Origin of the sequence: Pseudomonas sp. ADPe (assembly GCF_014843515.1) — a bacterium.
Lineage (GTDB): Bacteria > Pseudomonadota > Gammaproteobacteria > Pseudomonadales > Pseudomonadaceae > Pseudomonas > Pseudomonas citronellolis.
This window is the reverse complement of sequence record NZ_CP062122.1, coordinates 4,875,357-4,901,113: the sequence shown is the minus strand read 5'-3', so window position 1 is coordinate 4,901,113 and position 25,757 is coordinate 4,875,357. Positions and strand designations below refer to the sequence as shown.

Sequence of the window (25,757 nt, the reverse complement as noted above, 5' to 3'; positions counted from 1 at the left end):
GTCAACCTGTAGGAGCGGGCCCTGCCCGCGATTCGCGCGCAGGGCGCGCTCCTACATGGAACTGTGTGGGCAGGGCGATGGCATGCCTGGCTAAATCGCCAGAGCCACCAACACCGCACACTCCACCAACTCCACCAAAGCCCCCGCCGTATCCCCGGTGGTGCCATCCAGCCGCGCCATCAGCCGGTTGCGCCACCAGAGGAACACCGCCAGCGCCACCACCAGCGCCACCAGGCCGCTCAGGCCGGTGAGCGGCATCAGCGCGGCGTTGAACGCCAGCATCCAGGGCAGCGCGCGGCGCGGCAGGTGGTCGGCCAGGGCCTGGCCGAGGCCGCCGGGGCGGGCGTAGGGGGTGGTGAGGAACAGCAGCGGCAGGGCCACCCGCGCCAGCCAAGGCGCCAGCAGCAGGGCCCAGAAGTGGTGGGCGTCGAGCAGCGCCGCGATGGCGCAGAACTTCACCAGCAACAGCACTACCAGCACCACCACCGCCACCGGGCCGCTGCGCGGGTCCTTCATGATCGCCAGGGTGCGCTCGCGGTCGCCCAGGCCGCCCACCCAGGCGTCGGCGGTGTCGGCCAGGCCGTCCAGGTGCAGGGCGCCGCTGAAAGCCACCCACACGGCCAGCAGCAGCGCGGCGTGCAGCAGCAGGTAGGTCTCGCAGAAGAAGTAGCCCAGGGCGTAGAGCCCGCCGCCCATCAGCGCGCCTACCAGCGGGTAGAACAAGGTGGCGCGGCCGAACTGCTCGGGCGTGGGCACCTCGCCCAGGCGGATCGGGATGCGGCTGAGGAACTGCAGGGCGATCAACGGCAGGAACAGGTTGCTCATCGGGGCGCGCTCACGGCGGACTCGACCGGTTGGATGCTCCAGCCGCCGGCCTGCGGCTCGATGCGCAGCGCCAGCCGTTCGCCGTGGGCGACGCTCACCTGCAGCAACTGCTCGCGCGGCAGGCCCTGGGCGCGCGCGCCGAGCAGGCGCATCACGCCGCCATGGGTCACCAGCAGCAGGTGCTTTCCGGCATGCGTCGCGTACAGCCGCTGCAGGGCGGCGAACACCCGCGCCTCGAAGGCCGCGAGCGGTTCGCCGCCCGGCGGGGTGAAGGCGTAGGGGTCGTTCCAGAAGCGGGCTAGCGCATCGCTATCAGTCTCCATCAGCTTAGCTGCGGAAAGCCCTTCCCACTCGCCGAAATCCATCTCGCGCAGGTCCGGTTCCAGCTGCAGCGGCAGGCCGCTTGCAGCCGACAGGCGCTCGGCGAAGGCGGCGCAACGGCGCAACGGCGAGCTGACCAGGGCCTCCCAGGGCTGCTCCAGGCCCAGGCCGGCCTGCATCTGCGCCCAGCCGGCGGCGGTCAGGGCGTCGTCCAGGCGGCCGCGGAAGCCGCCGCCCAGTTCGGTTTCGCCGTGGCGCAGCAGGTCCAGGCGCAGGCTCATGCCGGGCGGTCCGACACCGCCGCCTCGGCGAAGGTGGCCATCCCGGCGTGCAGCCGGCAGGCCTGGCGCAGCAGCGGCACGGCCAGGGCGGCGCCGCTGCCCTCGCCCAGGCGCAGGCCCAGGTCCAGCAGCGGTTGCGCCTCCAGGGCCTGGAGCACGCGCTGGTGGCCGGGCTCGGCGCCGCTGTGGGCGAACAGCAGCCAGTCGCGGCATTGCGGGTTGAAGCGCACCGCGCAGAGCGCCGCGACGCTGCAGATGAAGCCATCCACCAGGGCGACGATGCCCTTCTGCGCGCAGGCCAGGTAGGCGCCGGCCAGGGCCGCCACCTCGAAGCCGCCGAGGCGGCACAGGGCCTCGAAGGGCTCGGCGCAGTGCCCGCCATGCAAGGCCAGGGCGCGCTCGATGACCTCGGCCTTGTGTGCCACGCCTTGCACATCCAGCCCGGTGCCGGGGCCGACCAGGGCAGCCGCGCGCTCGCCCAGCAGGCCGCAGGCCAGCGCCGCGGCGCAGGTGGTGTTGCCGATGCCCATCTCGCCGCCGATGAACAGCTCGCTGCCGGCCTGCTGCGCGCGGCGCACCGATTCGCGCCCGGCTTCCAGGGCGATCAGGCACTGCGCGGCGGTCATCGCCGGCTCGCGGGCGAAGTTCAGGGTGCCGGCGCCGACCATCAGGTGCAGCACGCCGGGCAGCGGTTCCAGGGGCACGGCGGTGCCCAGGTCGATCACCTCCAGGCGCGCGCCCAGATCGCGGGCCAGCACGCTGATGGCCGCGCCGCCGCGCACGAAGTTGCGTAGCATCTCGCCGGTCACCGCCTGCGGGTAGGCCGAGACGCCCTCCTCCACCACGCCGTGGTCGCCGGCGAACAGGGCGATCCACAGGTGCTCCAGGCTCGGCCGCTCGCGGCCCTGCAGGCTGGCCAGGTGCACGGCCACCTCTTCCAGGCGGCCCAGGGCGCCGCGCGGCTTGGTCAGCTGGTCCTGGCGCGCGGCGGCCTTGTCGCGCGCCACGCGGTCCGTGGGTTGGCAGGCTTCGCGCCACCATTGCAGACTCATACGGGGTCTCCCTTGAGGGTCATGGGCAGGCCGGCGACGGTGAACAGCACCCGCTCGCTGGCCTCGGCCAGGGCCTGGTGCAACCAGCCGGCCTCGTCGACGTAGCGCCGCGTCAGCTCGCCCAGGGGCACCACGCCCAGCCCGGTTTCGTTGCTGACCAGGAGGATGCGGCCCGGCAGGGCCGGCAGCGTGGCCAGCAGTTCGTTCAGTTCGTGTTGCAGGTGCGCGCCGTCGTCGGCGAGCAGCAGGTTGGTCAGCCACAGCGTCAGGCAGTCCACCAGCAGGCAGCGGTCCGGCGCGGCGTGCTCGGCGAGGGCCCGCGCCAGATGCAGCGGCTCCTCCACCAGGCCCCATTCGGCGGGGCGGCGGTCGCGGTGCTGGCGGATGCGCTCGCCCATCTCGCCGTCGCCGGCCTGCGCGGTGGCGAAATAGGTGACCGGCAGGCCGCTGTCCCGGGCCAGGCGCTCGGCCAGACGGCTCTTGCCGGAGCGGGCGCCGCCGAGGATGAGTTCAAGCATGGGGTTTTCTCCGCACGGAACGCTTTTCGTCGGATGGGTGGAGCGAAGCGATACCCATCGATTGCCCCCGGCTCAAAGGCCACATAGGGATTTCAGTTTTTGCGTGTCCAGATGCGCCTCCACCTGGTCCGCCAGACGCTCGATGTCGCGCTCGCGCAGGGCGTGGTAGTCCAGCTGCTGCACTTCGCCCAGGCCGGCCCAGCGCAGCAGCGCGACGCAGGCGGCGGGGGACTCGAACAGGCCGTGCAGATAGGTGCCCATGACCTGGCCGTCGGCACTCAGGGCGCCGTCGCAACGGCCGTCGTCCAGGCGCACCGCAGGGCTCTCCAATGCCGGCCCGCTGGTGACGCCAGCGTGGATTTCATAGCCGCCGACCTCGGCGTCTTCCAGGGCCAGTCGGCCACGGACGTTGCGCAGTTGCTTCTCTGGTTCCAGCACGGTGTCCAGCTCCAGCCAGCCGAGGCCGGCGCTGCCGCCGGCAGCGCCTTCCAGGCCGTGGGGGTCGGACAGCGTGCGGCCGAGCATCTGCAAGCCGCCGCAAATGCCCAGCAGCTTGCCGCCGTAGCGCAGGTGGCGCTCGATGGCGGCGTCCCAGCCCTGGGCGCGGAGGAAGGCCAGGTCGGCGCGCACGCTCTTGGAGCCGGGCAGGATGACCAGGTCCGCCGCCGGCAGCGGCTGGCCGGGGCCGACGAAGGTCAGTTGCACCTGCGGGTGCAGGCGCAGCGGGTCGAAGTCGGTGTGGTTGCTGATGCGCGGCAGCACCGGCACCGCCACCTTGAGGCTTTCCCCGGCCTTGGCGGCCTGGCGGGTGTCGATGGCGTCCTCGGCTTCCAGATGGAAGTCCATCAGGTAGGGCAGCACGCCGAGCACCGGGATGCCGGTGCGTTCCTCCAGCCAGTCCAGGCCCGGCTGCAGCAGGGCGATGTCGCCGCGGAAGCGGTTGATGACGAAGCCCTTCACCCGCGCCCGCTCGCTTTCGGAAAGCAGCTCCAGGGTGCCGACCAGATGGGCGAAGACGCCGCCGCGGTCGATGTCGGCGATGAGGATCACCGGGCAATCCACCGCTTCGGCGAAGCCCATGTTGGCGATGTCGTTGGCGCGCAGGTTGATCTCCGCCGGGGAGCCGGCGCCTTCCACCATCACAACCTGGTAGGCGTCGAGCAGGCGCTGGTGGGATTCGAGCACAGCCTGTTTGGCGACCCTTTTGTAATCGTGATAGGCGGCGGCGTTCATGCTGGTCACCGCGCGGCCGTGGATGATGACCTGGGCGCCCACGTCGCTGTTGGGCTTGAGCAGCACCGGGTTCATGTCGGTGTGCGGTGCCAGGTGGCAGGCCTGGGCCTGCACCGCCTGGGCGCGGCCGATCTCGCCGCCGTCGGCCGTCACCGCGCTGTTCAGCGCCATGTTCTGCGGCTTGAACGGCGCCACCGCCACGCCCTGGCGGCGCAGCCAGCGGCACAGCGCGGTCACCAGGGTGCTCTTGCCGGCGTCGGAGGTGGTGCCCTGCACCATTAAAGTAGTGCCTTGCACCATTAAAGTAGTGCCGGTGGTCATGTCGGGCTCCATTCGCCGAGGGCCTGGCCCAGGCGGCTCCAGCCGGCTTCGTCGGCGGGCAGGCCGAAGCGCAGGCTCGGCGGGCTGTCGAAAAGGCGCACGAGGATGCCGCGGCGGGCCAGGTGCTCGTGCAGTTCGCCGGCCCGAGGGTAGGCAAGCCACTGGAACAGCGCGGTGCCCTGGGTCAGCAACCGGTGCGTTTTCAGAAGCGCGGCCAGGCGTGCGCCGGCCTGCTCCAGCGCTGCGCGGCGTTCACTTTGCCGCGCATGGTCGGCCAGGGCGTGCCGGGCCACCCAGCGCGTCGGCCCGCTCACCGCCCAGGGCCCGAGCAGCTCGGCCAGGCCCCGCAGCAGCGATGGCTCGGCGAAGGCGAAGCCCAGGCGCGCGCCGGCCAGGCCGAAGAACTTGCCCAGCGAACGCAGCACCACCAGGCCCGGCTGGCCGCCGGCCAGGGGCAGCAGGCTGTGCCCGGGGGTGCAGTCCATGAAGGCCTCGTCCACCACCAGCCAGCCGCCGCGGGCCCGCAGGCACTGATGCCAGGCCAGCAGGCGTTGGCTGTCGAAGCGCCGGCCGGTGGGGTTGTTGGGGTTGACCAGCAGCAGCACGTCGAGCTGGTCGACCAGGCCGTCCACCTCATCGTCGGCCAGTTCCAGCAGCTCATGGCCATGCTGTTTCCAGGCCGCCGCGTGTTCGGCGTAGCAAGGCGCGAGCACGCCGACCCGGCCCGGTGCGCGCAGGCGCGGCAGGGCCTGGATCGCCGCCTGGCTGCCGGGCAGCGGCAGCAATGAGTCACAGCCGTAGTAATCGCGCGCGGCCTGCTCCAGGCCGTCATCCTCTTCCGGCAGGCGCTGCCAGGCGCTGGCGGGGATGTCCGCCAGCGGCCAGGGCCAGGGCGCGATGCCGGTGGACAGGTCGAGCCAGTCCTCCAGCGCGATGCCGTAGCGCTGCGCGGCTGCGCGCAGCTTTCCGCCGTGCTCAAGCATGCAGCAGCGCCCCCAGGCCGAGGATCGCCAGCAGCCACAGCAGCACGCCCTGGCGCACCAGGGCCAGGGCCCGCCAGATGTCGCGGGCGCCTGGCGCCGGGCCTTCGCCCAGTTGCGGGCGCTCATGCAGTTCGCCGTGGTAGACGGCGTTGCCGCCCAGGGCCACGCCGAGCGCACCGGCGCCGGCGGCCATCACCGGGCCGGCGTTGGGGCTGTCCCATTGCGGCGCCTGGCGGCGCCAGCTGCGCAGGGCCAGGCGGGTGTTGCCGAGCAGCGCGTAGGTCAGCGCGACCAGGCGCGCGGGGATGTAGTTGAGGGCGTCGTCGATCTTCGCCGCGGCCCAGCCGAAGCGTTCGAAGCGCGGGTTGCGGTAGCCCCACATGGCGTCCAGGGTGTTGCTCAGGCGGTACAGCACCACGCCCGGCGCGCCGGCCACGGCGAACCAGAAGAGCGCGGCGAACACCGCGTCGCTGCCGTTCTCCAGCACCGATTCGGTGGCGGCCTTGGCCACCGCGCTGTCGTCCAGTCCGGCGGTCTCGCGGCTGACCATGTAGCCCACGCGCTTGCGCGCCTCGGGCAGGTCGCCGTCGCGCAGGGCCAGAGCCACGGGCTCGGCGTGCTCGCCCAGGCTGCGCAGGCCGATGGCGGCGTAGAGGGCAATGGCGGAGACCAGCCAACCGAGGTGCGGGACCAGGGTCAGCAGCCAGGTGAGGAAGGTCAGTGGCAGCACGGCCAGGGCCCAGGCGGTGACGCCGTGGCTGCGCCAGCCGAGACCGGGGGTGTGGTTATCGGAGGTTGGGGAGGTTGGAAGAAGAGCGCCCTCTCCCCGGCCCTCTCCGGAAGGCGGCCCCCCCTGAAGGGCGAGGGAGTCGACGCTGCCAACCGGCAGGTCTGGAGTACGTGAACGATTGAAGCGGCGCTCCAGGCGGTCGGCCAGGCGGCCGAAGGCTACCAGCGGGTGCCAGCGCTTCGGCTCGCCGAGCAGGCCGTCCAGGGCCACGCCGGCGACGCTCAGCAGGGCCAGGCTCATGGGCGTTCTCCCCAGTGATTTTCGTAAAGCAGTTCGTTCAGCGGGCGCGGCTGGCGCCAGCCTTCCAGGGCCAACATGGGCGCCGGGTAGAACTCCGCCACCGGGCCCAGGCACAGCACCGCCACCGCCTCGCTGCCCGCCGGCAGGCCGAGCAGTTCGCCCAGGGCGGCGGGTTCGAACAGCGACACCCAGCCCATCCCCAGGCCTTCGGCGCGGGCCGCCAGCCAGAGGTTCTGGATGGCGCAGGCCAGCGAGGCCAGGTCCATCTGCGGCAGGGTGCGGCGGCCGAAGACGTGGGCTTCGCGGCCGTCCGCCAGGGCCGCCACCAGCAGCTCGGCGCAGTCGCGGATGCCCTCGACCTTCAAACGCATGAATTCTTCGGAGCGTTCGCCCAGGGCCTCGGCGGTCTTCACCCGCTCCGCCTCCACCAGGCCGTGGATGGCCTCGCGCAGTGCCGGGCGGGTGATGCGGATGAAGCGCCAGGGCTGCATCAGGCCGACGCTGGGGGCCTGGTGCGCCGCTTCCAGCAGCCGCGCCAGCAGCGCCGGCGCCACCTCGCCGCCGCTGAAGTGGCGCATGTCGCGGCGCTCGGCGATGGCGCGGTAGATGGCCGCGCGTTCCTCGGGGCTGTAGGCGTGCTCGTTCATGGGCGGAAGATCGCGGCGGCGGCCGCCGGGTTCGACGGCAGGTAGAAGTGGATATAGGACGCGGTCAGGCGACCCAGGCGGAACACCGCCTCGGCCACCGGCTTGGCGTTCGGGCAGGTGCCGCGCAGGGCCGGCTCCAGTTGGCTGTCCAGCAGCGAATGGTGGAAGGTGTGGCCGCGCAGCGGGCCTTCCGGCAGTTCCACTTCCTGCAGGGCCAGGGCGGCGAGGCGCTTCTGCAGGGTGGCGCGGCCGGGCAGCAGGCCGAGCAGCCGACCGCTGCGCCCCTCGGCGTCGGTCAGGCCATCGAGCAGGTAGAGCATGCCGCCGCACTCGGCCAGCAGCGGCTTGCCGGCGGCATGGTGGGCGCGGATGGCCTCGGCCATGGCGCGGTTGTTCTCCAGCTGCGCCAGGTGCAGTTCCGGATAGCCGCCGGGTAGATAGAGGCTATCCACCTCCGGCAAGTATTCGCCGGTGAGCGGCGAGAAGAACTTCAGCTCGGCGCCCAGTTCGCGCAGCAGGTCGAGGTTGGCCTGGTAGAGGAAGGCGAAGGCGGCGTCCCGCGCCACGCCGATGCGCACGCCGGCCAGGGACGCTTGCAGTTCGTGCTCGGTGGGCGCCGCGAAGCTCACCGGCGGCGGCAGGTCCACTGCGCTGCTGGCGGCCAGGGCGTCGGCGGCGGCGTCCAGGCGCGCGTCCAGGTCGGCCAGTTCCTCGGCCTGCACCAGGCCCAGGTGGCGGCTGGGCAGTTCCAGGTCGGCGCTGCGCGGCAACGCGCCGTACCAGCGGATCCACTCCGGCAGGCTGTCGCGCAGCAGGTCGCTGTGGCGCTGGCTGCCGACGCGGTTACCGAGCACGCCGGAGAACGGCAGGCCCGGCTGGTAGGTGGCCAGGCCCACGGCCAGGGCGCCGAAGGTCTGCGCCATGGCCTGGCCGTTGATCACGCCGAGCACCGGCACATCGAAGGTGCGCGCCAGGTCGGCCGCCGAGGGCGTGCCGTCGAACAGGCCCATCACCCCTTCGATGAGGATCAGCTCGGCCTCCCCCGCCGCCTCCCAGAGCAGCCGGCGGCTCTGCGCCTCGCCGACCATCCACAGGTCGAGCTGGTGTACGGGCGCGCCGCTGGCGCGGGCGAGGATCATCGGGTCGAGGAAGTCCGGGCCCACCTTGAACACCCGCACCCGGCGCCCCTGGCGCGCGTGCAGGCGGGCCAGGGCGGCGGTGACGGTAGTCTTGCCCTGCCCCGAGGCGGGAGCGGCGATCAGCAGCGCCGGGCACTGGCGCGCCCGGGTCATCAGAACTCCACCCCTTTCTGCGCCTTGATGCCGGCCTTGAAGGCGTGCTTGACCAGGCCCATCTCGGTGACGGTGTCGGCGGCGTCGATCATGCCCTGCTGGGCGGCGCGGCCGGTGACCACCACGTGCTGGTGCGCCGGGCGCGCGGCAATGTCGGCCAGCACGGCGTCCAGTTCCAGGTAGCCGTGCTTGAGGGCGATGTTCAGCTCGTCCAGCAGCACCAGGCCGACGGCCGGGTCGGCCAGCAGCTCGCGGGCCACGTCCCAGGCCTGCCGGGCTTTCTCGATGTCGCGCTGGCGGTCCTGGGTCTCCCAGGTGAAGCCCTCGCCCATCACGTGGTAGCGCACCTGCTCGGGGAAGCGGCGGAAGAAGGCTTCCTCGCCGGTGCTCGCGGCGCCCTTGATGAACTGCACCACGCCGGCCTGCATGCCGTGGCCGAGGGCGCGGGCGAGCATGCCGAAGGCCGAGCTGCTCTTGCCCTTGCCGTTGCCGGTGAGCACCAGCAGCACGCCGCGCTCGTCCCGGGCCTGGGCGATCTTCTCGTCGATCACGTCCTTCTTGCGCTGCATGCGCGCGCGGTGGCGCTCGTCCTTTTCCGGGGATTCGCTCATCGTTGGGTCTCCTGGCCGAAGGCGGCCGTGCTCGCGATGCCAAGGCACCGGGGCTGAAGGGGCGTGCGGGAGGGACGACGGAAAGCAGCCGCGCGGCGCGGGGCCGTGGCTGGAAGGAGAATGCTCATCTGCCTGATCGCTCCACCGCTCTCACCCGCGCGGCTAGTAAACCGGGATGACGCGGGGCGATCGGAGCGCGGCCTGGGCAGCGCCCGACGGCGTCCTGCGCGTCGTCGTCGCTACGGGCCGGTCTCCGGGCTCGCGAGTGAAGGTCACCGGACCTCTGCGGCTGCGCCTTCCCATGCCGTTGGCACAGTGGCTGTTGCGTCCGCGTGACTCGCCTACCGTTGCGGGGGCAGCGCCGGAATGACCGAATGGGCTCGGTTGCACCGGCTTCCCTGTTTCACCTTCGGCCATGGCCGAGGGCACCTGTAGCAGGCGCGCAGCTTAGAGGCAGGCGGGGTGGCCGGTCAATCGGAGGCGGCGATGGGTCGCGCCTGCTGCGCGGGTGCGGCGGCCGGGTCCTGGCGGCACCAGCGCAGCCAGATGAACTGCAGCTGGACCAGGGTGGCGCGGGCCAGCTCGCGGTCCTCGGCCGGCAGCCGGTGGTCGTTTTCCAGGGCCTTGAACAGCGCCATGCTGGCCGCCTCCAGGGCCTGCTCGCGGCCGGCGCGCGGGCCGCCGGCGAGCAACAGGTCGTGCAAACACAGCAGGTAGGCGTCGCGGGCCCGGCGCACGGGGCCGCGGGCAGCGGCCAGGCGCGCGCGCAGGAACAGCAGCTCGTCGCCCAGGTCCAGCGCCAGCAGGCCGCCGCGCCAGCGCGCGCGGCGCTCGGCCGGCAGGTTCTTGTAGAACTGCGCCAGGCGCAGCAGGCGGTCGGCGCTGCGGCCGTCGAACCAGACCTCCAGCGGCGGCAACGGACCGCGGGTGAGCCGCGCGAGGTCGGCGAGGATGGCCGCCAGCACGCGGCGGTAATGGCGCTGCCCGGGCGCCAGGCGCACCAGGTTGAACACCAGCACGGCGAAGGCCACGCCGATCACGGTGGCCAGCGCCGAATTGAGGAAGTGGCCGAGGTCGTAGCTCATCGCGTTGCTCGGCCCGATGTTCTTCACATAGAAGATGCAGAAGGACGAGGCGATGGCGGCGATCGGCGGCCGCGTCATGCACAGCGCGGCGATGAACAGCGGCACGCCCAGCACCAGCGCCAACGCCGGGAAACCATCGCACAACGGCAGTATCACCAGGCCTGCGACGCCGGCAAAAGGTACCGACAGGACGATGCCGCGCAGGAAGTTCAGCCCGGCGCCAGCCGGGTTGTCGCGGCTGGCGAACAGGCTCAGCACCACGCCGGTGATGGACACCGCGCCCAGGCCGCTGGGCCAGGCCGTGGCCAGCCAGAAGGCCGACACGCAGAGGAACGCCAGGGCGCTGCGCAGGCCGTAGAGCAGGCCGCGTTCGATGTCGCGGTGCCAGACGATCACCCCCGGCGCGTTGCGCGGCGCCTCGCCGTAGACCAGCGCCTGCATGCTGCGCTGGGCCTCGCCGGCCATCTCCAGGGTGCGCGCCAGGCATTCCAGGCACAGGCGTTGCTGGGCGTTGTCGCGTTCCCGCGCGGCGGCGCCGAGGCGTTCGCGGCAATCCTCGAAGGCGCGGTACCCGGCCTTCTCCAGCAGTTCCATGACCTCGCGCCGCCAGGACTCCAGCGCGGCCGCCGCGGCCTGGTCCAGCAGCCGCCACTCCCGCGCCACCTTGCGTGCCGCGCGCAGCAGGCCCAGCAGGTCGGCGTTCAGCACCCGCAGCGCCTGGGCCCGGCGCCGGCCGCTCTCGCCCTCGAACCAGGCGTGTTCGCGCTGCGCGTCCACCGCCACGATGCGGCCCATGGCGCGGATCAGCGGGCCGCGCTCGTCGGCGCCGGTCAGTTCGGCAGCGGCCGCCTGCAGGCCGGTTTCCCAGGCGCCCCTGCCCTGCTCCGCCAGTTGCTGCTGCACGCGCCGCGGCCAGAGCACGATGCTCACCAGCGATGCGCAGAGGATGCCCAGGCCGATCTCCGAGCAGCGCGCCACGGCCTGGTCGAACACCGTCATGGGCGCGGCGCTGGAGGGCAGCGCGATGATCGCCGTGGTATAGCCGGCGAGCACGAAACCGTAGGAAGAGAAGTTCTGCAGCAGCGAGGCGCCGGCGGTGCAGAACGCCAGCCAGGCGGCCATGGCCAGCAGGAATGGCAGCGGCGCCTGGCCGAACTGGGCGATCAGCGCCACCGAGACCACGGCCCCGATGCAGGTGCCGAGCAGGCGGAACACGCTCTTGGCCAACACCATGCCGCTCAGCGGTTGGCTGACCACGAATACCGTGACCAGCGCCCATTGCGGTTGCTGCAACTCAAAGCGGAACGCCAGGTAGAGCGCGAGAATGCCGGCCAGCAGCGACTTGCTGGCGAACTGCAGGTCCGTGCGACGCGGGCGCAGCACGGCGCGAAAGAACTCGGTGAACAGCGAGAGGAAGGCAGGCATGCAGACATACCGGCAAAATCGTTGACCGAACTATTAAATAGCCTGCTAACAATGTCAAGAAACATCCTGTAACCGCCCTGAGTGGAAGGCGACGGATGGTCTCGTCACACAACTCCGCTAGACTCCGTGGGATGACCGAAACCGCTCAAGCCGGCCAGCTGCGCCTGGACACCTCCGCCTCCCCGCCCCTGCTGCAAGTCAGCGGCGACTGGACGCTCGCCCATTTCGCCGACCTGCAGCGCCAGGTCGGCGCCCTCGACGGCCAGCGGACCCACGCCGGGGGCTTCGACTTCAGCCGGCTCGGCGCCCTCGACACCGCCGGCGCCAGCCTGCTCGCCGACCTGATCGGCGCCAGCGGCCTGCAGCGCCTGGACGAGATCGCCGCCGACGTGCCCAGGGAGCGCCGCGACCTGCTGCGCGCGGTGGGCAGCTCCATCACCCAGTGCCGCCTGCACGAGAAGAAGCCGCCGCCAGGCAACGCCCTGGTCGACCTGCTGGAACGCATCGGCCGCGCCATGGAGGTCTTCTGGAAGGACCTGGTGGGCGTGCTCGGCTTCATCGGCCTGACCCTCGAAAGCCTGGCGCGCTGCGCCCTGAACCCACGGCGCTGGCGGCCCACCTCGCTGGCCGCGCACATGGAGCAGACCGGCCTGGACGCCGTGCCCATCGTGGCCCTGCTGACCTTCATGGTCGGCGCCGTGGTGGCCTTCCTCGGCGCCACCGTGCTGAACAAGTTCGGCGCGGCCATCTACACCGTCGACCTGGTGGGCTTCTCGTTCCTGCGCGAGTTCGGCGTGCTGCTCACCGCCATCCTCCTCGCCGGGCGCACCGCCAGCGCCTTCACCGCGCAGATCGGCTCGATGAAGTCGAACCAGGAGATCGACGCCATCCGCGCCCTGGGCCTGGACCCGATGGAATTGCTGGTGCTGCCGCGGGTGCTGGCGTTGCTGCTGGTGCTGCCGCTGCTGACCTTCCTGGCGATGCTCTCGGGCATCGTCGGCGGCGGCGTGGTCTGCGCGCTGTCGCTGGACATCTCGCCGCGCATGTTCATGGTCATGCTGCAGAACGACATCGCCGTGCAGCACTTCCTGGTGGGCCTGGTGAAGGCGCCGGTGTTCGCCTTCGTGATCGCCGTGATCGGCTGCCTGGAAGGCTTCCGCGTCAGCGGCAGCGCGCAGTCGGTGGGCGAGCACACCACCTCGGCGGTGGTCCAGTCGATCTTCGCGGTGATCCTCATCGACGCCATCGCCGCGCTGTTCTTCATGGAGATGGGCTGGTGAGCGAAGAAGCCATCATCCAGGTCCGCGACCTGTGCAACCGCTTCGGCGACCACGCGGTGCACGAGCACCTGGACCTGGACGTGCGCCGCGGCGAAATCCTCGGCGTGGTCGGCGGCTCCGGCACCGGCAAGTCGGTGCTGCTGCGCGCCATCATCGGCCTGCGCCGGCCCCAGGAGGGGCAGATCCACGTGTTCGGGCAGAACCTGCTGGAACTGCCGCCGGAGCAGCGCTCGAAGATCGAACGGCGCTTCGGCGTGCTGTTCCAGAACGGCGCGCTGTTTTCCTCGCTGACCGTCAGCGAGAACGTCTGCCTGCCGCTGATCGAGCACGCCGGGCTCACCCGCGACGACGCCGAGTACCTGGCCAAGGTGAAGATCTCCCTGGCCGGGCTGCCGCCGGAGGCCGGCGACAAGTATCCCGCGGAGCTGTCCGGCGGCATGGTCAAGCGCGCAGCCCTGGCCCGCGCCCTGGCCCTGGACCCGGACATCCTGTTCCTCGACGAGCCCACCGCCGGCCTCGACCCGATCGGCGCGGCGGCCTTCGACCAGTTGATCCTGACCCTGCGCGAGGCCTTCGGCCTCACCGTGTTCCTGGTCACCCACGACCTGGACACCCTCTACACCATCTGCGACCGCGTCGCCGTGCTGTCGCAGAAGCGCGTGCTGGTGGTCGGCAGCCTCGACGAGGTGGCGGCCAACCCCGACGCCTGGGTCCAGGACTATTTCCACGGCCCGCGCGGCCGTGCCGCGCAGCAGGCGGCGGACCGCCTGCGGGAGGAGAACTGAATGGAAACCCGCGCCCACCACGTGGTCATCGGCCTGTTCACCGTGCTGGTGGCGGCCGGCGGCCTGCTCTTCGGCCTGTGGCTGGCCAAGAACAGCAGCGACCAGCAGTACAACTACTACGACGTGATCTTCACCGAGGCGGTGACCGGCCTGTCCCAGGGCGGCACCGTGCAGTACAGCGGGATCAAGGTCGGCGACGTGGTCAGCCTGCGGCTCGATCCGCGCGACCCGCGCAAGGTGCTGGCGCGCATCCGCGTCTTCGACCAGACGCCGATCCGCCAGGACACCCGCGCCAAGCTGGCCATCACCGGGGTCACCGGCACCGCCATCATCCAGCTCAGCAACGGCTCGCCGGAAAGCCCGCCGCTGGTGGGCAAGGACGGCCAGGTGCCGGTGATCAAGACCATCCCCTCGCCGCTGAGCAAGCTGCTGGCCAACGGCGAGGACATCGCCACCAACGTCAGCAACCTGATCAACAACGTCAACCGCATGTTCTCCCAGGAGAACGTCGACCGCATCAGCCGCACCCTCGACCACATCGACCAGGCCACCGCGGTGATCGCCGAGCAGCGCGGCGACATCCGCCGCACCGTGCAGGAACTGGCCGCGGCCAGCGAACAAGCCAAGCTGACCCTGGCCAACGCCAGCCAGCTGCTGGGCAACGCCAACCAGTTGCTCGGCAGCCAGGGCAAGGATTCGCTGGTCAGCGCCCAGCAGACCCTCGCCGCGCTGCAACGCAGCAGCGAGAAGGTCGAGCGCCTGCTCGACAGCAACTACGACTCGGTCAACGGCGGGCTGAACGGCCTGGGCGAGATAGGCCCGGCGGTACGCGAACTGCGCGCCACCCTGGAGAACCTGCAGCGGGTCACCCGGCGCCTGGAAGAGAACCCGACCAACTACCTGTTCGGCGGCAACCGCACCAAGGAGTTCCAACCATGAAGGCCCCCCTGCGCCTGCTCGGCTACAGCGCCCTCGCCGCCCTGCTCGGGGCCTGCTCGATCCTGCCCAGGGCGGAGACCCCGGACATCTACCTGCTGCCGGCGCAGCAGCAACCGCCGCGTGCCTCCCCGGCGGTGGACTGGTCGCTGCGGGTGCTGGCGCCCAGGACCAGCCAGGTGCTGGACAGCAACCGCATCGCCGTGCAGCCCAGGGGCGACCTGCTCAGCGTCTACAAGGGCGCGCGCTGGGCCGACGGCGCCCCGCCGCTGCTGCGCGACCGCCTGCTCGACGCCTTCCGCGCCGACGGCCGCATCCAGGCCCTGAGCAGCGACGAAGTCAGCCTGCAGGCCGACCTGGAACTGGGCGGCGACCTGCGCGCCTTCCAGGCCGAATACCGCGACAAGGGCGTGGAAGCGGTGGTCATCCTCGAAGCCCGCCTGGTGCGCAGCGCCACCCAGCGCATCGTCGCGACGCGACGCTTCGAGGTCCGCCAGCCGGCCGCCGGGGAAAAGGTGCCGGAAGTGGTCAGCGCCTTCGGCCAGGCCACCGACCGCCTGGCGGCAGAGGTGGTGGGCTGGACGTTGCAGCAGGGGCAGGCGCAGAAGTTCGAGCGGTGAAAGACCGCACTCCATGGCACGTAGGGCGCATAACGCCTACGGCGTTATCCGCCGTTCGGCCTCGGTCCCCGGCGGCTCCGAGGCCAACCGTGGCGTTGGCTATGGCCTCGGCGTATCGGCGTATAACCGCGAACGGTTATACGCCCTACGGAGCGCCTTTCGTAGGATGGGTTGAGCGAAGCGATACCCATCGCCACGGCTAGTCGGAAACCCGCCTGCGCCAACCCGGATCGGTCAAGCGATAACACTGCAGGGGACTGCGCGGAGAATCCGGTTGGGTCATTTCCAGCAATCCGGACACCATCGCCGGCCCCAGGTAGTTCTTCCGGAAGGTTGGCCGGTGCGACAACCCCAACCTGCGCATGATTTCCGAGGACTTGAGGGTTTCTCCCTTGTTGAAAGCCTGCAACAGCTGTTGCACGCTCTCGTTCACTTGATCGGTAACTTGATCGCTTACTTGTTCGGTCTGCGCGACTTCGTCCATGGCTGCCAGTAATGCCCGCAACATGTAGTCAACGAAAGGCGTCGCCTGTGCAACATGATCGGCCTCGGCCAAGGCCGCGTAGTAGGCCTCCTGCTGGGCATGGATGACCGTCTCCACCGGCAAGTAAGCCAACAGCGGATTCCAGCGACTGAGTATCAAGGTCTGCCAGAGTCGTCCCATGCGCCCGTTGCCATCGGCGAACGGGTGAATGAATTCGAACTCGTAATGAAAAACACAACTCGCCAGTAGCGGGTGCCAGTCCGTATGGCCCAGCCACTCCAGCAACTGCCCCACCAGCGTCGGGACACGGTTGGCCGGCGGCGCCATGTGTAGCAGTTGGTCACCCCGGTAGATGCCGACACCACCCTGTCGAAAATGCCCCGCGTCGTCGATGAGCCCTTCCATCAGGCTGGCGTGGGCTGCCAATAGATCGGGTTGAGAGGTCGGGTGCCAGGAAGGCAGGTATTCATAGGCGCGAAAGGCATTGCGCACTTCCTGGATTTCACGGGGCAATCCCAGCACCCGCTTCCCCTCCAGCACGGCAGTGACCTGCTCGACGCTGAGGGTGTTGTTTTCGATGGCCAGAGAGGCCTGGATGGTACGGATACGGTTGCCGCGCCGTAGTTGAGGCGTCAATGCCGAGTCGCCACCCACCGAAAGCCGACCGACCCGCTCGCAGATTTCACCGACCAATCGCAGCAGTGAAGCGGAAAGGGCAAGCGGTGGTTCATAGGCCTTCATGGCGATATCGGGTCCGAGTCTGCGCAGGCATCCGAAGCGATAGTGCGTACATTGGCGGCACTGCCACCCGTGGCAAACACCGAGCGCACGTTATTGGTTCTCCACCCGCCGCAACAGATAGGTATCCATGATCCAGCCATTGGCCTCGCGGGCCTTCAGGCGGGTGTCGCGGATGCGTTCGGCGACTTCGTCCAGGCGGCCGGCGATCAGCAGTTCGTCCGGGGTACCGACGTAGGCGCCCCAGAAGATTTCCAGGTCCTGGCCGCGCAGGCCGGTGTAGCTGTCCTGGGCGTCGAGCATCACCACCACGTCCTGCACGCCGGCGGGCAGGCCTTCGCGGGCCAGGCGGCGGCCGGTGGTGATCTGCACCGCGCCGCCTATGTGGTTGAGCGGGATGCGGTGGCGCGCGGCCAGGGCCTGCACGCTGGTGATGCCGGGGATGACTTCGTAGTCGAAGCGCAGCCGGCCGCTGGCGAGGATGGCGTCGAGGATGCGGATGCTGCTGTCGTACAGCGCCGGGTCGCCCCAGACCAGGAAGGCGCCGCACCCGTCTTCGGCCACGTGCTCGTCGATCAGCCGCTCGAACAGCGCCTGCTTGGCCGCGTTGAGGTCCACCACGCTGCCGGCGTAGTCGGCCACGCCGCGCTCGCGCTCCGGCAGTTCGGCCTCCACCACGCGGTAATCGCCGCGCTCGACGTAGCGCTCGCAGATGTCGCGGCGCAGGTCGAGCAGCTTGGTCTTGCTGACGCCCTTGTCGAGCAGGAAGAACACGTCGGCGCGGTTCAATGCCTTGACCGCCTGAAGGGTCAGTTGCTCGGGGTCGCCGGCGCCCACGCCGATCAGCAGCAGTCGTTTCATGGTCATTTGCAGTGGTAGGGGCTTTCGCCTTCCAGTTCCTGGTCGGCGTCGATGTCACGGATGATCACCGTGGCCTTGGGGTAGCTGGAGCAGAGCGCGTTGCGCACCGTGTAGATGCCGCTGCCCTGGGCCAGGAAGGACTTCTTGTTGAGCTTCTGCCCGTTGGCGTCGACGGCGTCTATCTCGTAGTGGCCGCCGAAGGTCTTGCAGCCGCCCAGCACCAGCAGGCTGGCACCGAGCAACAGGGGAATCGCTTTCATTGCCTCTCCTTGTCTGCGACCGGCAAAGGTGCGAGCCGGTCATTCTGAGGATGTCGGGCCTGTTTCGACAAGCCCGGCGGCCATTTGCTCCCCGCCGGGGCGCTCAGCGCTTGCCCATGGAGCGGCGCGAACCGCGGGGCGCCGGCGGGCGGCGTACATCCTTGTCGTGGGCCTTGCGCGGCTGGTAGCCGGCGGCGGCGTCCTTCTGCGCGGCGAGGGCGGCGCGGGTCAGTTCGGCCAGGGACAGCGGGGCCTGGGCCGGGGTGTCCGCGCTGTCGTCGCGCGGCGGCTGTTGCGAGGAAGTCATGATAGAGACCGGGTGAAAGATGCGGAAACGGCGCCCATCATACCCGATAGGCACCGTGCCCGCTGCTCCTCAGGCGCCGACCGGCTGCCCGGAAGCCCCCTCCGGGCGCGCCTGACCGAGGCTTTCGTCGAAGCGCAGCAGGCGCCCGGCGTTGCCCAGCACCAGCAGGGTGCTGAGGTTGTGCAGCACGGCGGCGATCATCGCCCCGGCGGCGCCGAGCAGGCCGAAGGCGGCCGCCGCGACTATCGCCAGGGTCCAGCCCAGGCCGATCGCCACGTTCACCTGCAGGGTGCGCCGGCACTGGCGGCTCAGCCGCACGCAGGTGCCCAGGCGGCGCAGGTCGCTGCCGATCAGCACCACGTCGGCCGAGGCCAGGGCGATGTCGGCGCCGCCGGCGCCCATGGCCACACCCACCACGCCGGCCTTGAGCGCCAGCGAGTCGTTGATGCCGTCGCCCACCACCAGCGGGCGGAAGCCCTTGTCGATCTCCTCGCCGACGCGGTGCAGCTTGTCTTCGGGCAGCGCCTGGGCGCTGACTTCGGCGATGCCCACTTCGCGCGCCACGCCTTCGGCGACGCTCTGGCGGTCACCGGTGAGCAGCAGTTGGCGGCCCAGGCCCAGTTCGCGCAGCTCGGTCATGGCCTGGGGCGCTTCCGGGCGCAGGCTGTCGGCCAGCAGCAGCCAGGCGCGGAAGCGCCCGCCTAGGGCCAGGCCGGCGATGGGGCCGTCGTGCTCGGGCACCGGCACGGTGGCGATGCCCAGCTGGGCGAACAGTTCGGGCCGGCCAAGAGCTGCCTCGCCCTGCGGGGTGTGGGCGATGACGCCCAGGCCCTGGCGTTCGCGGATGTCCTCCAGCGGGTGGTAGGCATCGTGGGGTACCAGCGCGGCCAAGGCGCGGCTGACCGGGTGGCTGCTGGCCGCGCCCAGGCTGGCGGCCAGTTGGCGCAGCGCCGCCGGGTCTTCCCCGGGCTCGCCGCGCAGGGCCTGCAGGCGCAGGCTGCCGTGGGTCAGGGTGCCGGTCTTGTCGACCACCAGCGAGGTCAGGTCGGCCAGCTCTTCGAGGAAGGCCGAACTGCGGATCAGGATGCCGTGGCGCGCCGCCACGGCGATGCCGGCGATGGCCGTGGCCGGCGCCGACAGCACCAGGGCGCAGGGGCAGGCGGCGACCAGCACGGCGAGCATGGCCTGGGGGTCGTTGGTGACGAACCAGGTGACCGCGGCGATCAGCAGCACCAGCACCATGTAGCGCCCGGCGTAGCGTTCCAGCAGGCGGGTGATCGGCGGCTTGGCGCGCTCGGCGCGCTGCATCAGGGCGATCACCTTGCCCAGGGTGGATTCCTCGCCGGTGCGTGTCACCTCGATGCGCAGCAGGCCGTCGAGGTTGATGGCGCCGCCGTAGACTTCCATCCCGGCCTGCGCCTCCAGCGGCACCGATTCGCCGGTGATGGGCGCGGTGTCCAGGCTGGCCTGGCCGTCCAGCACCCGGCCGTCGGCCGGCACGCGGTCGCCGGCGCGCACTTCCACCTGGTCGCCGGCGCGCAGTTGGGCGTTGTCCACTTCCTCCACGGCGCCGTCGGCGCGGATGCGCCGGGCCTGGCTGCGGGTCAGGCGGCCGAGGGCCTCGATGGCTTCCTGGGAACCGATCACGCTGCGCTCCTCCAGCACGTGGCCGAAGATCATGATGATCGGCAGCAGCGCCGCGGTCAGCAGGTCGCCGGTGGCCCAGGCGCCGAGCATCGCCAGGGCGATCAACTGGTCGGTGATGCCGTGCAGGCTGGGGTGGCGCAGGCTGGCGGCGGCCGAGCGCAGCACCGGCACCGCCACCAGCAGCGAGGCGACGCCCAGCAGCATCTGCGCCACGCCTTCCTGCTGCGGCGCCAGCCAGCGCCAGAGCAGGCCGAGCAGCAACAGGCCGAGGGCAAGCATGGCCAGGCTCAGCTGGCGGGCGGCGGCGCGCTGCTCGTCGCGGCTGAGCATGGCCCCGGTGAGGTGGCCGTGGCTGTGGCCATGGTGATGGCCGTGGTGGTGGTGTGCGCTCATCTATCGCTCAGGTCATTGGCTCGACGCGGTCTCGTCGTCCTTGAGGAGGGTGGCCCGGGGCGGGAAGCGGGTGTCCGGGCGCTGTACGTATTCCTCGGCCTCGGCCTCGGTCAGCACCCAGATCTGGTTGACCTGGCCGCTGAGGCCGCTCTTCAGGGCGACGAACTTGTCCTTCAGCTGCGGCATCAGGCCGTTGACGATGAACAGGTTGTTCTCGTTGCGGATGCGCACCGAGACCGCCACCGGGTAGCTCACGGTCTTCTGGTACAGGCCCAGGCTGACCACCTGCTTGAGCAGGTTGGGCTTGGGCCGCTTGAGGGTGATGACCGGGAAGCTGGCGCTGTCCACCACGCCCACCAGCATGCCCGAGGGCAGTTCGCGGCCGGCCTCGGCGCTGCCGGCGCCGAGCAGCAGGCCCAGGGCCAGCAGCAGCGCGCCCAGGGGGCGCCAGCGGTTGCCCCGCGACGAAGTGGAAGAGTGCCGGTAAGCGACAGCGTTCATGGAGTGTCCCGCCCTAGGTGTTTTCTCGGAATGTGGGTGTCGGGCCTGCGGCCCTCGGCGAGCCTAGCGCGTCCATGTGACATCTGTCCGCCCATTGCTTCACGGCTGCGGCCCCTGGAGGATCAGGCGGCCGGCGTCGCGGGGGTCGACGGTGGTGACCGCGCCGGCCTTGCCGAGGATGCCCGGCACCCGCTCGCGGTACAGACGCAGCAGCAGGCCGGGGTCCTGGCTGGCGGCCAGGCTGGTGATGGTCGCGGTGTCGGCATGGGCCTTGGCCAGGCGCTCGCCGGCCTGGGCGCGGGCCACCTGCAGGGTGCGGTCGGCGGCCTGGGTGGCCGCCTGGGTCTGCCGCGCGGCGTCGTTCTGCGCGCTGGCGACGTTCTGCTCGGCCAACTGGCTGGCGGTGAGCACGGCGTTGAAGGCGCTCACCGCCTCGCGCGGCAGCGAGGACTGCACGTCCACCCGCTCGATCTCGATGCCCAGCCCGCTGCCGGCGGCGGCCAGTGCCGCCAGGCTCTGGTTGATGCCCTGCTGCAGATCGCCGCGCAGGCGCTCGCGGCGCTCGGCCACGGCGCTGTCGCTGCCGACCAGTTCGGGGCGGGCGACCAGGATGGTGTCCAGGTCACGGGCCGCGCACACGCTCACGGCGTTGCGCGCCACCAGGCGGTCGAGCGCCGGCAGCACGTGCTCGCCCTGGAGCACGTAGGCGTAGGGGTCGACCACCTTGTAGAACACCCGCACGTCCAGTTGCACGACGCCGGCGTCGCCGGTCAGCAGGTAGCCGGAGCCGGCCGTGGCGTCGTTGACCAGGCTGACGTCGAGGTCGGCCTTCTGCGCCTGGGCCGAGCGCAGCAGGGTTTCCACCCGGCGCTCGATGACGCGCTCGGCCGCCGGCAGCAGCACCACCTGCTCGAAGGGCCGCGGCCAGGCCAGCAGCAGGCCGGGGTTGGCGATGCGCTGCAGGGCGCCCATGCGCAGCACCACAGCGCGGCTGTCCGGGCCGATCTCGCGGACGTTGGACAGCGCCCAGCCGAGCGCCGCCAGCAGCGTCACACCATAGAGCGCGACGAACGCCAGGCGCCCGGCCTGCAGCCAGGGGCTGCCGCCCTCGGCGCGCTCACTCATGCTGCGCACCCGGCTTGGGCGCCGGCAGTTGCGGCGGGCCGTCCACCAGCACGCGGAAGGGCGCGGCGTCGGTGCGCAGGACCAGGCGGGTGCCGGAGTTGACGATGGTGCCCAGGGTATCCAGCGAGCGCAGCAGGTTGTACAGCTCGGGCGAACCGGCGTAGGCCTTGGCGTAGATGTCCGCCGCCTCGACGCGGGACTGCGCCTCGATGTCGGCGGCCTTGACCGTGGCGTCGGCCTGCAGGATGCGCGCGTCGCGCTCGGCGGCGGAGCGGATCTCGGCGGCCTTGCGCTTGCCCTCGGCGGTGCGCTCGGTGGCGATGGTCTCGCGCTCGGCGCGCATGCGGTCGACGGTGGCGCCGAGGGTCACCGAGGGCAGCGTCAGGCGTTCGATGCCCACCTGCAGCACGCGCACGCCGTAGGTGTCGCGCAGGGTCTTGTCGATCTGCCCGCGCAGGCGCTGTTCGAAATCGGCGATGCGCACCTTGCTGCCGTCGGTGTTCACCAGGTCGGCCAGGTCGAAGCCGCTGGCGGTGGTTTCCAGGGCCGAGCCGACGAAGGTGCGGATCTGCCGCGCCGCCTCGTCGGGCTGGTTCTGCACCGCGCGCATGAAGCGCTGCACGTCGTCCGCGTCGGGCTGCACCTGCCAGGCCACGTAGGCCTGGACGATGATGCGCAGGCCGTCGCGGGTGCCGACGTCCTGCAGGCCGCTGGAGGTGGTGCGCAGGCGCAGGTCCACCGGGATGGCCGCCTCGAACGGCACCGGCAGGCGCCAGGCCAGGCCCGGCTGCAGCAGCACGCGCACCGGGTTGCCGAAACGGGTGACGACCGTGGCCTCGCCGGAGCGCACCTGCACCAGGCAGGCGGTGGCGACGGCGAACAGCACCAGCAGCGCGGCCAGGCCGATGCGCCGCCAGGGCAAGGGCCCGGCGCCGCCGTGCTCATGCTCGTGAGGGGGGTGACCGTGCTCATGCTCGTGGTCGTGGTGCGCGTGGTCGTGGCTGTGCGACGAACTCAAGGGGCGAGCTCCTGTTTGGCCGGCTTGCGCGCCGGGTCGAAGGGCGCGGTGAAATAGCCGCGCAGGTCGAGGGTCGGCGCATCGCCGGCGCCCAGTCGATGGTCGATGACCAGGGCGTTGGCATTGCCCAGGCCCTGGCCCAGGCGGGCGAAATACTGTTCCAGCAGGAACGACTGGCCGGCGTCCTGCCAGGCCTTGCGCTCGGCGCCGAAGCGCAGGTCGGCGGCCCGGGCCGCGGCCAGCGTCTCGCGGGCGTCGGCATTGGCCTTGTCCACCGCCTGGCTGGCGGCCAGGCGGGCCTCGTTGCCCTGCTCGGCGGCCTTGCCGCGCTCGCGGGCGATCAGGGCCTGGGCGGTGATCTGCGCCGCCTGCACGCCATGGTAGGCGTTCGCCGCGCCGGCCGGCGGGTGAATGGCCTCGACCACGGTGGCGAGGATTTCCACGCCGCTGTGCAGCTCGTCGAGGTCGGCCTGCACGGCCTTGCCGATGTCCTGCGCCAGGGCCTCGCGCTCGCCGCCGAGGACGCCGTCCAGGGTGCGCGAGGCGAAATCGTGGACCAGCACGCGGCTGGCGGTGCTGCGGATCAGCGCCGGCACGTCGGCGCTGTTGTAGGTCGCCGCCAGGGCCGCAGCATCGTCCAGGCCGATGCGGTAGACGAAGCGCACGTCCATATTGACCACCTGGAAGCTCTGCTTGCCCTCGGCGGCGCTGGCGATCACCTGGGATTTCTCGCTGCGGTGGGAGGCATCCCATAGGCGGTTGGCGCTGTCCGGCGCGGGGCCTTCGGCCGGGCCCGGCGGGTCGGCGACGGCGGAATCGCCGGAGGTGGCCAGTTCGTGGATCACACCGTTCTCCACCGCGATCACCCGCCCGAACGGCCAGGGCAAGCCAACATGCAGGCCCGGCTGCAGCACCGCCTCGGGCTTGCCGAAGCGCTCGTAGACACCGCGGCCGTCCAGGGACACCTCGTGTATGCCGCTGAGCAGCCAGCCGACCAGCGCCACCAGCGCGGCCACCGGCAGAAAGGCGCGACGCATGAAAGCGAACGCCCAGACCTGGCGCAGATCGATGCCGAAGCGCTGCTGCAGCTCGTCCTGCAGGAACTGCAGCGGCCGCGGCGGCCAGCGCAGTTGCCCGGCCACCAGGCTGCGGCCGACCAGGCGCGGCTCCTCGCGCTCGCGTTGCGGCAGGAAGGCGGAAAACACCGCGCGCGCCAGCAACTCCACGGCCACCGCGGCGGGCAGCAAGCCGAGCAATACTAGCAGGCGCACCGGCCAGAGGTTGTCGGCGCTGGCGAACAGCAGGCCGGGCAGCGACAGCAGCTGCACGGCGATGACCAGCCGCAGCAGCGGCGCCAGGGCGGCGGCTTCCGGCCACCGGGCCTCGCCGCTGGCGGCGAAGTGGCGCTCCAGCACCAGCAGGCCGAAGGCGCCCAGCAACAACAGCCCGGCGCCGACATAAGCCGCCTGGCCAAGGTCGGCGCCCGGCAGCGCCAGGCTCCAGCCGGCGCGGATCACCAGCAGCGCGGCGACGCAGAGCCCCGCCAGCCAGAGCGCGCCCGGGCCGATGCGCCGCAGCAGCGAACGGATGCCACGGCCGATGCTGTCGAGGAAGCGGTCATAGGCGCTCAGCGCCTCGGGGGCTAGCGGTTCGTCCGCCGTCTCACGCCCGCCGAACCAGCGCAGCGAAGGCTCCTGTCCCAGGGCGAGCGCCCGCCAGGCGTCGACGCGCCAGGCCGACTGCGCCGCCGCGGCCAGCAGCAGCAAGGCCGCGGCGTTGTTGCACAACAGCGGCAGCCAGGGCGAGCGGGCGGCGAACAGACCGATGAGGATCGCCAGGAGGAACAACAGCGCGGCCAGCAGGCCGCTGCCCAGGGCCAGGGCGAACAGGCGCCGGGCATGCACCGCGGCCTGCTGGAAGCGCGGCAGCGCCTGCAGGTCCTCGCCCGCGGTGTCCAGGTCGACTCGCATCACAACTCCAGAGGCGGCCAGGGGGCCAGCCGGTACATCGGCGCGCAGGGAAACAAAATGTAACCTTATAACAATCGGCGTGAAATTCTCGTCGAGACGCGGCGCAAAGAAAAGCCCCGCCGGCGAATTGCCGCGCGCCCCTGCCCCGTTCTATCTTGGCGGATCGTTCAAGTACCGCCGAGGTCCCCTCCGATGAGCTCCCTGCGCGACGCCCTCGCCCGCTTCCCCCGCCTCGACCTGGTCGGCGCCCCGACCCCGCTGGACAAGCTGGAGCGCCTGTCGGCGCAGCTGGGCCGGGAGCTCTTCGTCAAGCGCGACGACCTCACCCCGCTGGCCATGGGCGGCAACAAGGTGCGCAAGCTGGAGTACCTCGCCGCCGATGCCCTCGCCGCCGGCGCCGACGTGCTGGTGACCGCCGGCGCCATCCAGTCCAACCACGCGCGCCAGACCGCGGCGCTGGCCGCGCGCCTGGGCCTGGGCAGCCTGGCCCTGCTGGAAAACCCCATCGGCACCGACGACGCCAACTACCTGGGCAACGGCAACCGCCTGCTGCTGGACCTGTTCGGCACCCAGGTGGAAGCGGTCGCCAACCTCGACGACGCCGACGCCCTGCTGCAGGACGCCTGCGAGCGCCTGCGCGCCCAGGGGCGCAAGCCCTACCTGGTGCCCATCGGCGGCTCCAACGCCCTCGGTGCCCTGGGCTACGTGCGTGCCGGCCTGGAGCTGGCCGAGCAGGTGCGCGCCGGCGGCCGGCACTTCGCCGCCGTGGTGCTCGCTTCCGGCAGCGCCGGCACCCACGCCGGGCTGGCCCTGGCGCTGGCCGAAGCGCTGCCGGAAACCCCGGTGATCGGCGTTACCGTCTCGCGTCCCGACGCCACCCAGCGGCCCAAGGTGGAAGGCCTGGCGCAACGCACCGCGGACCTGCTCGGCCGGCCGCTGGCAGCGCACTTCGCCGTGCACCTGTGGGACGCCTACTTCGGCCCGCGCTATGGCGAGCCCAACGCCGGCACCCTGGACGCGGTGCGCCTGCTCGCCGCGACCGAGGGCCTGCTGCTGGACCCCGTCTACACCGGCAAGACCATGGCCGGCCTGCTCGATGGCGTGGCTCACGGCCGCTTCGCCGAAGGCCCGCTGCTGTTCCTGCACACCGGCGGCGCCCCGGCGCTGTTCGCCTACCCGTCGCGGCTGTGAATTCATTCAAGTTATAT

Annotated in this window: 25 protein-coding genes and 1 riboswitch; of the genes, 5 read left to right on the top strand and 20 right to left on the bottom strand. The window is 71.2% G+C overall.

Annotation, left to right across the window (positions count from 1 at the left end; all coding sequences use genetic code 11):
- Window positions 1-90 precede the first annotated feature (90 nt).
- From IG194_RS22320 to IG194_RS22270, 11 genes are all read right to left on the bottom strand, one after another.
- Window positions 91-825: an adenosylcobinamide-GDP ribazoletransferase gene (locus IG194_RS22320; RefSeq protein ID WP_058488787.1), complete on the bottom strand. Its 735-nt coding sequence runs from the start codon at window positions 823-825 to the stop codon at window positions 91-93.
- Window positions 822-1,427, bottom strand: a complete 606-nt coding sequence (cobC, locus tag IG194_RS22315; protein ID WP_043314229.1) for an alpha-ribazole phosphatase family protein — start codon at window positions 1,425-1,427, stop codon at window positions 822-824. Before cobC ends, IG194_RS22320 begins: the two co-directional genes overlap by 4 nt.
- Window positions 1,424-2,479 carry a nicotinate-nucleotide--dimethylbenzimidazole phosphoribosyltransferase gene (cobT, locus tag IG194_RS22310; RefSeq protein WP_058488786.1) on the bottom strand — a complete coding sequence of 352 codons (1,056 nt, stop codon included), beginning with the start codon at window positions 2,477-2,479 and terminating at the stop codon, window positions 1,424-1,426. The genes cobC and cobT overlap by 4 nt, the downstream gene beginning before the upstream one ends.
- Window positions 2,476-2,997 carry a bifunctional adenosylcobinamide kinase/adenosylcobinamide-phosphate guanylyltransferase gene (gene cobU, locus IG194_RS22305; protein WP_058488785.1) on the bottom strand — a complete coding sequence of 174 codons (522 nt, stop codon included), beginning with the start codon at window positions 2,995-2,997 and terminating at the stop codon, window positions 2,476-2,478. Before cobU ends, cobT begins: the two co-directional genes overlap by 4 nt.
- 72 nt (window positions 2,998-3,069) lie before the next feature.
- Window positions 3,070-4,530 (bottom strand): cobyric acid synthase, encoded by a 1,461-nt coding sequence (locus IG194_RS22300; RefSeq protein ID WP_058488784.1) that lies wholly within the window; start codon window positions 4,528-4,530, stop codon window positions 3,070-3,072.
- 17 nt (window positions 4,531-4,547) lie between these two features.
- The gene (gene cobD, locus IG194_RS22295; RefSeq protein ID WP_058488783.1) at window positions 4,548-5,534 is read right to left on the bottom strand and encodes a threonine-phosphate decarboxylase CobD; all 987 of its coding nucleotides are present in this window, start codon (window positions 5,532-5,534) and stop codon (window positions 4,548-4,550) included.
- On the bottom strand, window positions 5,527-6,564 hold the full coding sequence (gene cbiB / locus IG194_RS22290) for an adenosylcobinamide-phosphate synthase CbiB (RefSeq protein ID WP_058488782.1): 1,038 nt from the start codon (window positions 6,562-6,564) through the stop codon (window positions 5,527-5,529). Before cbiB ends, cobD begins: the two co-directional genes overlap by 8 nt.
- Window positions 6,561-7,211: a 5,6-dimethylbenzimidazole synthase gene (gene bluB / locus IG194_RS22285; protein ID WP_043314224.1), complete on the bottom strand. Its 651-nt coding sequence runs from the start codon at window positions 7,209-7,211 to the stop codon at window positions 6,561-6,563. The genes cbiB and bluB overlap by 4 nt, the downstream gene beginning before the upstream one ends.
- On the bottom strand, window positions 7,208-8,503 hold the full coding sequence (locus tag IG194_RS22280; RefSeq protein WP_058488781.1) for a cobyrinate a,c-diamide synthase: 1,296 nt from the start codon (window positions 8,501-8,503) through the stop codon (window positions 7,208-7,210). Before IG194_RS22280 ends, bluB begins: the two co-directional genes overlap by 4 nt.
- Entirely contained in the window at window positions 8,503-9,114 is a 612-nt protein-coding gene (gene cobO / locus IG194_RS22275) for a cob(I)yrinic acid a,c-diamide adenosyltransferase (RefSeq protein WP_043267745.1), read from the bottom strand. The genes IG194_RS22280 and cobO overlap by 1 nt, the downstream gene beginning before the upstream one ends.
- A gap of 226 nt (window positions 9,115-9,340) precedes the next feature.
- Window positions 9,341-9,562, bottom strand: a riboswitch (cobalamin riboswitch).
- Window positions 9,563-9,584: 22 nt separating this feature from the next.
- Entirely contained in the window at window positions 9,585-11,624 is a 2,040-nt protein-coding gene (locus tag IG194_RS22270; RefSeq protein WP_058488780.1) for an FUSC family protein, read from the bottom strand.
- A 131-nt stretch (window positions 11,625-11,755) separates the two neighbouring features.
- Between IG194_RS22270 and IG194_RS22265 the strand changes: the two genes are divergently transcribed.
- The 4 genes from IG194_RS22265 to IG194_RS22250 are packed head-to-tail and all read left to right on the top strand — an operon-like array spanning window position 11,756 to window position 15,245.
- Window positions 11,756-12,904, top strand: a complete 1,149-nt coding sequence (locus tag IG194_RS22265) for an MlaE family ABC transporter permease (RefSeq protein WP_058488779.1) — start codon at window positions 11,756-11,758, stop codon at window positions 12,902-12,904.
- Entirely contained in the window at window positions 12,901-13,689 is a 789-nt protein-coding gene (locus IG194_RS22260; protein ID WP_009618442.1) for an ABC transporter ATP-binding protein, read from the top strand. Before IG194_RS22265 ends, IG194_RS22260 begins: the two co-directional genes overlap by 4 nt.
- The gene (locus tag IG194_RS22255; RefSeq protein WP_009618444.1) at window positions 13,690-14,628 is read left to right on the top strand and encodes an MlaD family protein; all 939 of its coding nucleotides are present in this window, start codon (window positions 13,690-13,692) and stop codon (window positions 14,626-14,628) included.
- Window positions 14,625-15,245, top strand: coding sequence for an ABC-type transport auxiliary lipoprotein family protein (locus IG194_RS22250; protein ID WP_058488778.1), 621 nt, complete (start codon window positions 14,625-14,627; stop codon window positions 15,243-15,245). Before IG194_RS22255 ends, IG194_RS22250 begins: the two co-directional genes overlap by 4 nt.
- A 199-nt stretch (window positions 15,246-15,444) precedes the next feature.
- Here IG194_RS22250 and IG194_RS22245 read toward each other — a convergent pair whose 3' ends face one another.
- The 9 genes from IG194_RS22245 to hflK (IG194_RS22205) form a co-directional block, all read right to left on the bottom strand.
- Window positions 15,445-16,470 carry a Fic family protein gene (locus IG194_RS22245; RefSeq protein ID WP_058488777.1) on the bottom strand — a complete coding sequence of 342 codons (1,026 nt, stop codon included), beginning with the start codon at window positions 16,468-16,470 and terminating at the stop codon, window positions 15,445-15,447.
- A gap of 90 nt (window positions 16,471-16,560) precedes the next feature.
- Complete coding sequence (gene cobF / locus IG194_RS22240) at window positions 16,561-17,328, bottom strand: precorrin-6A synthase (deacetylating) (protein WP_058489732.1); 768 nt, start codon at window positions 17,326-17,328, stop codon at window positions 16,561-16,563.
- A gap of 2 nt (window positions 17,329-17,330) precedes the next feature.
- Window positions 17,331-17,588, bottom strand: a complete 258-nt coding sequence (locus IG194_RS22235) for a hypothetical protein (RefSeq protein ID WP_009618451.1) — start codon at window positions 17,586-17,588, stop codon at window positions 17,331-17,333.
- 103 nt (window positions 17,589-17,691) lie between these two features.
- Entirely contained in the window at window positions 17,692-17,895 is a 204-nt protein-coding gene (locus tag IG194_RS22230; protein ID WP_009618454.1) for a hypothetical protein, read from the bottom strand.
- A gap of 69 nt (window positions 17,896-17,964) precedes the next feature.
- A complete protein-coding gene (locus tag IG194_RS22225) occupies window positions 17,965-19,935 on the bottom strand; it encodes a cation-translocating P-type ATPase (protein WP_058488776.1) in 1,971 nt (656 codons plus the stop codon).
- A 12-nt stretch (window positions 19,936-19,947) separates the two neighbouring features.
- Window positions 19,948-20,436: a hypothetical protein gene (locus IG194_RS22220; protein WP_009618457.1), complete on the bottom strand. Its 489-nt coding sequence runs from the start codon at window positions 20,434-20,436 to the stop codon at window positions 19,948-19,950.
- A 99-nt stretch (window positions 20,437-20,535) separates the two neighbouring features.
- Window positions 20,536-21,561: a protease modulator HflK gene (hflK, locus tag IG194_RS22215; protein WP_058488775.1), complete on the bottom strand. Its 1,026-nt coding sequence runs from the start codon at window positions 21,559-21,561 to the stop codon at window positions 20,536-20,538.
- Entirely contained in the window at window positions 21,554-22,579 is a 1,026-nt protein-coding gene (gene hflC, locus IG194_RS22210) for a protease modulator HflC (protein WP_058488774.1), read from the bottom strand. The genes hflK (IG194_RS22215) and hflC overlap by 8 nt, the downstream gene beginning before the upstream one ends.
- Window positions 22,576-24,549, bottom strand: a complete 1,974-nt coding sequence (hflK, locus tag IG194_RS22205; RefSeq protein WP_058488773.1) for a protease modulator HflK — start codon at window positions 24,547-24,549, stop codon at window positions 22,576-22,578. Before hflK (IG194_RS22205) ends, hflC begins: the two co-directional genes overlap by 4 nt.
- A gap of 192 nt (window positions 24,550-24,741) precedes the next feature.
- Between hflK (IG194_RS22205) and IG194_RS22200 the strand changes: the two genes are divergently transcribed.
- Complete coding sequence (locus IG194_RS22200) at window positions 24,742-25,740, top strand: D-cysteine desulfhydrase (protein WP_058488772.1); 999 nt, start codon at window positions 24,742-24,744, stop codon at window positions 25,738-25,740.
- Window positions 25,741-25,757: the final 17 nt, after the last annotated feature.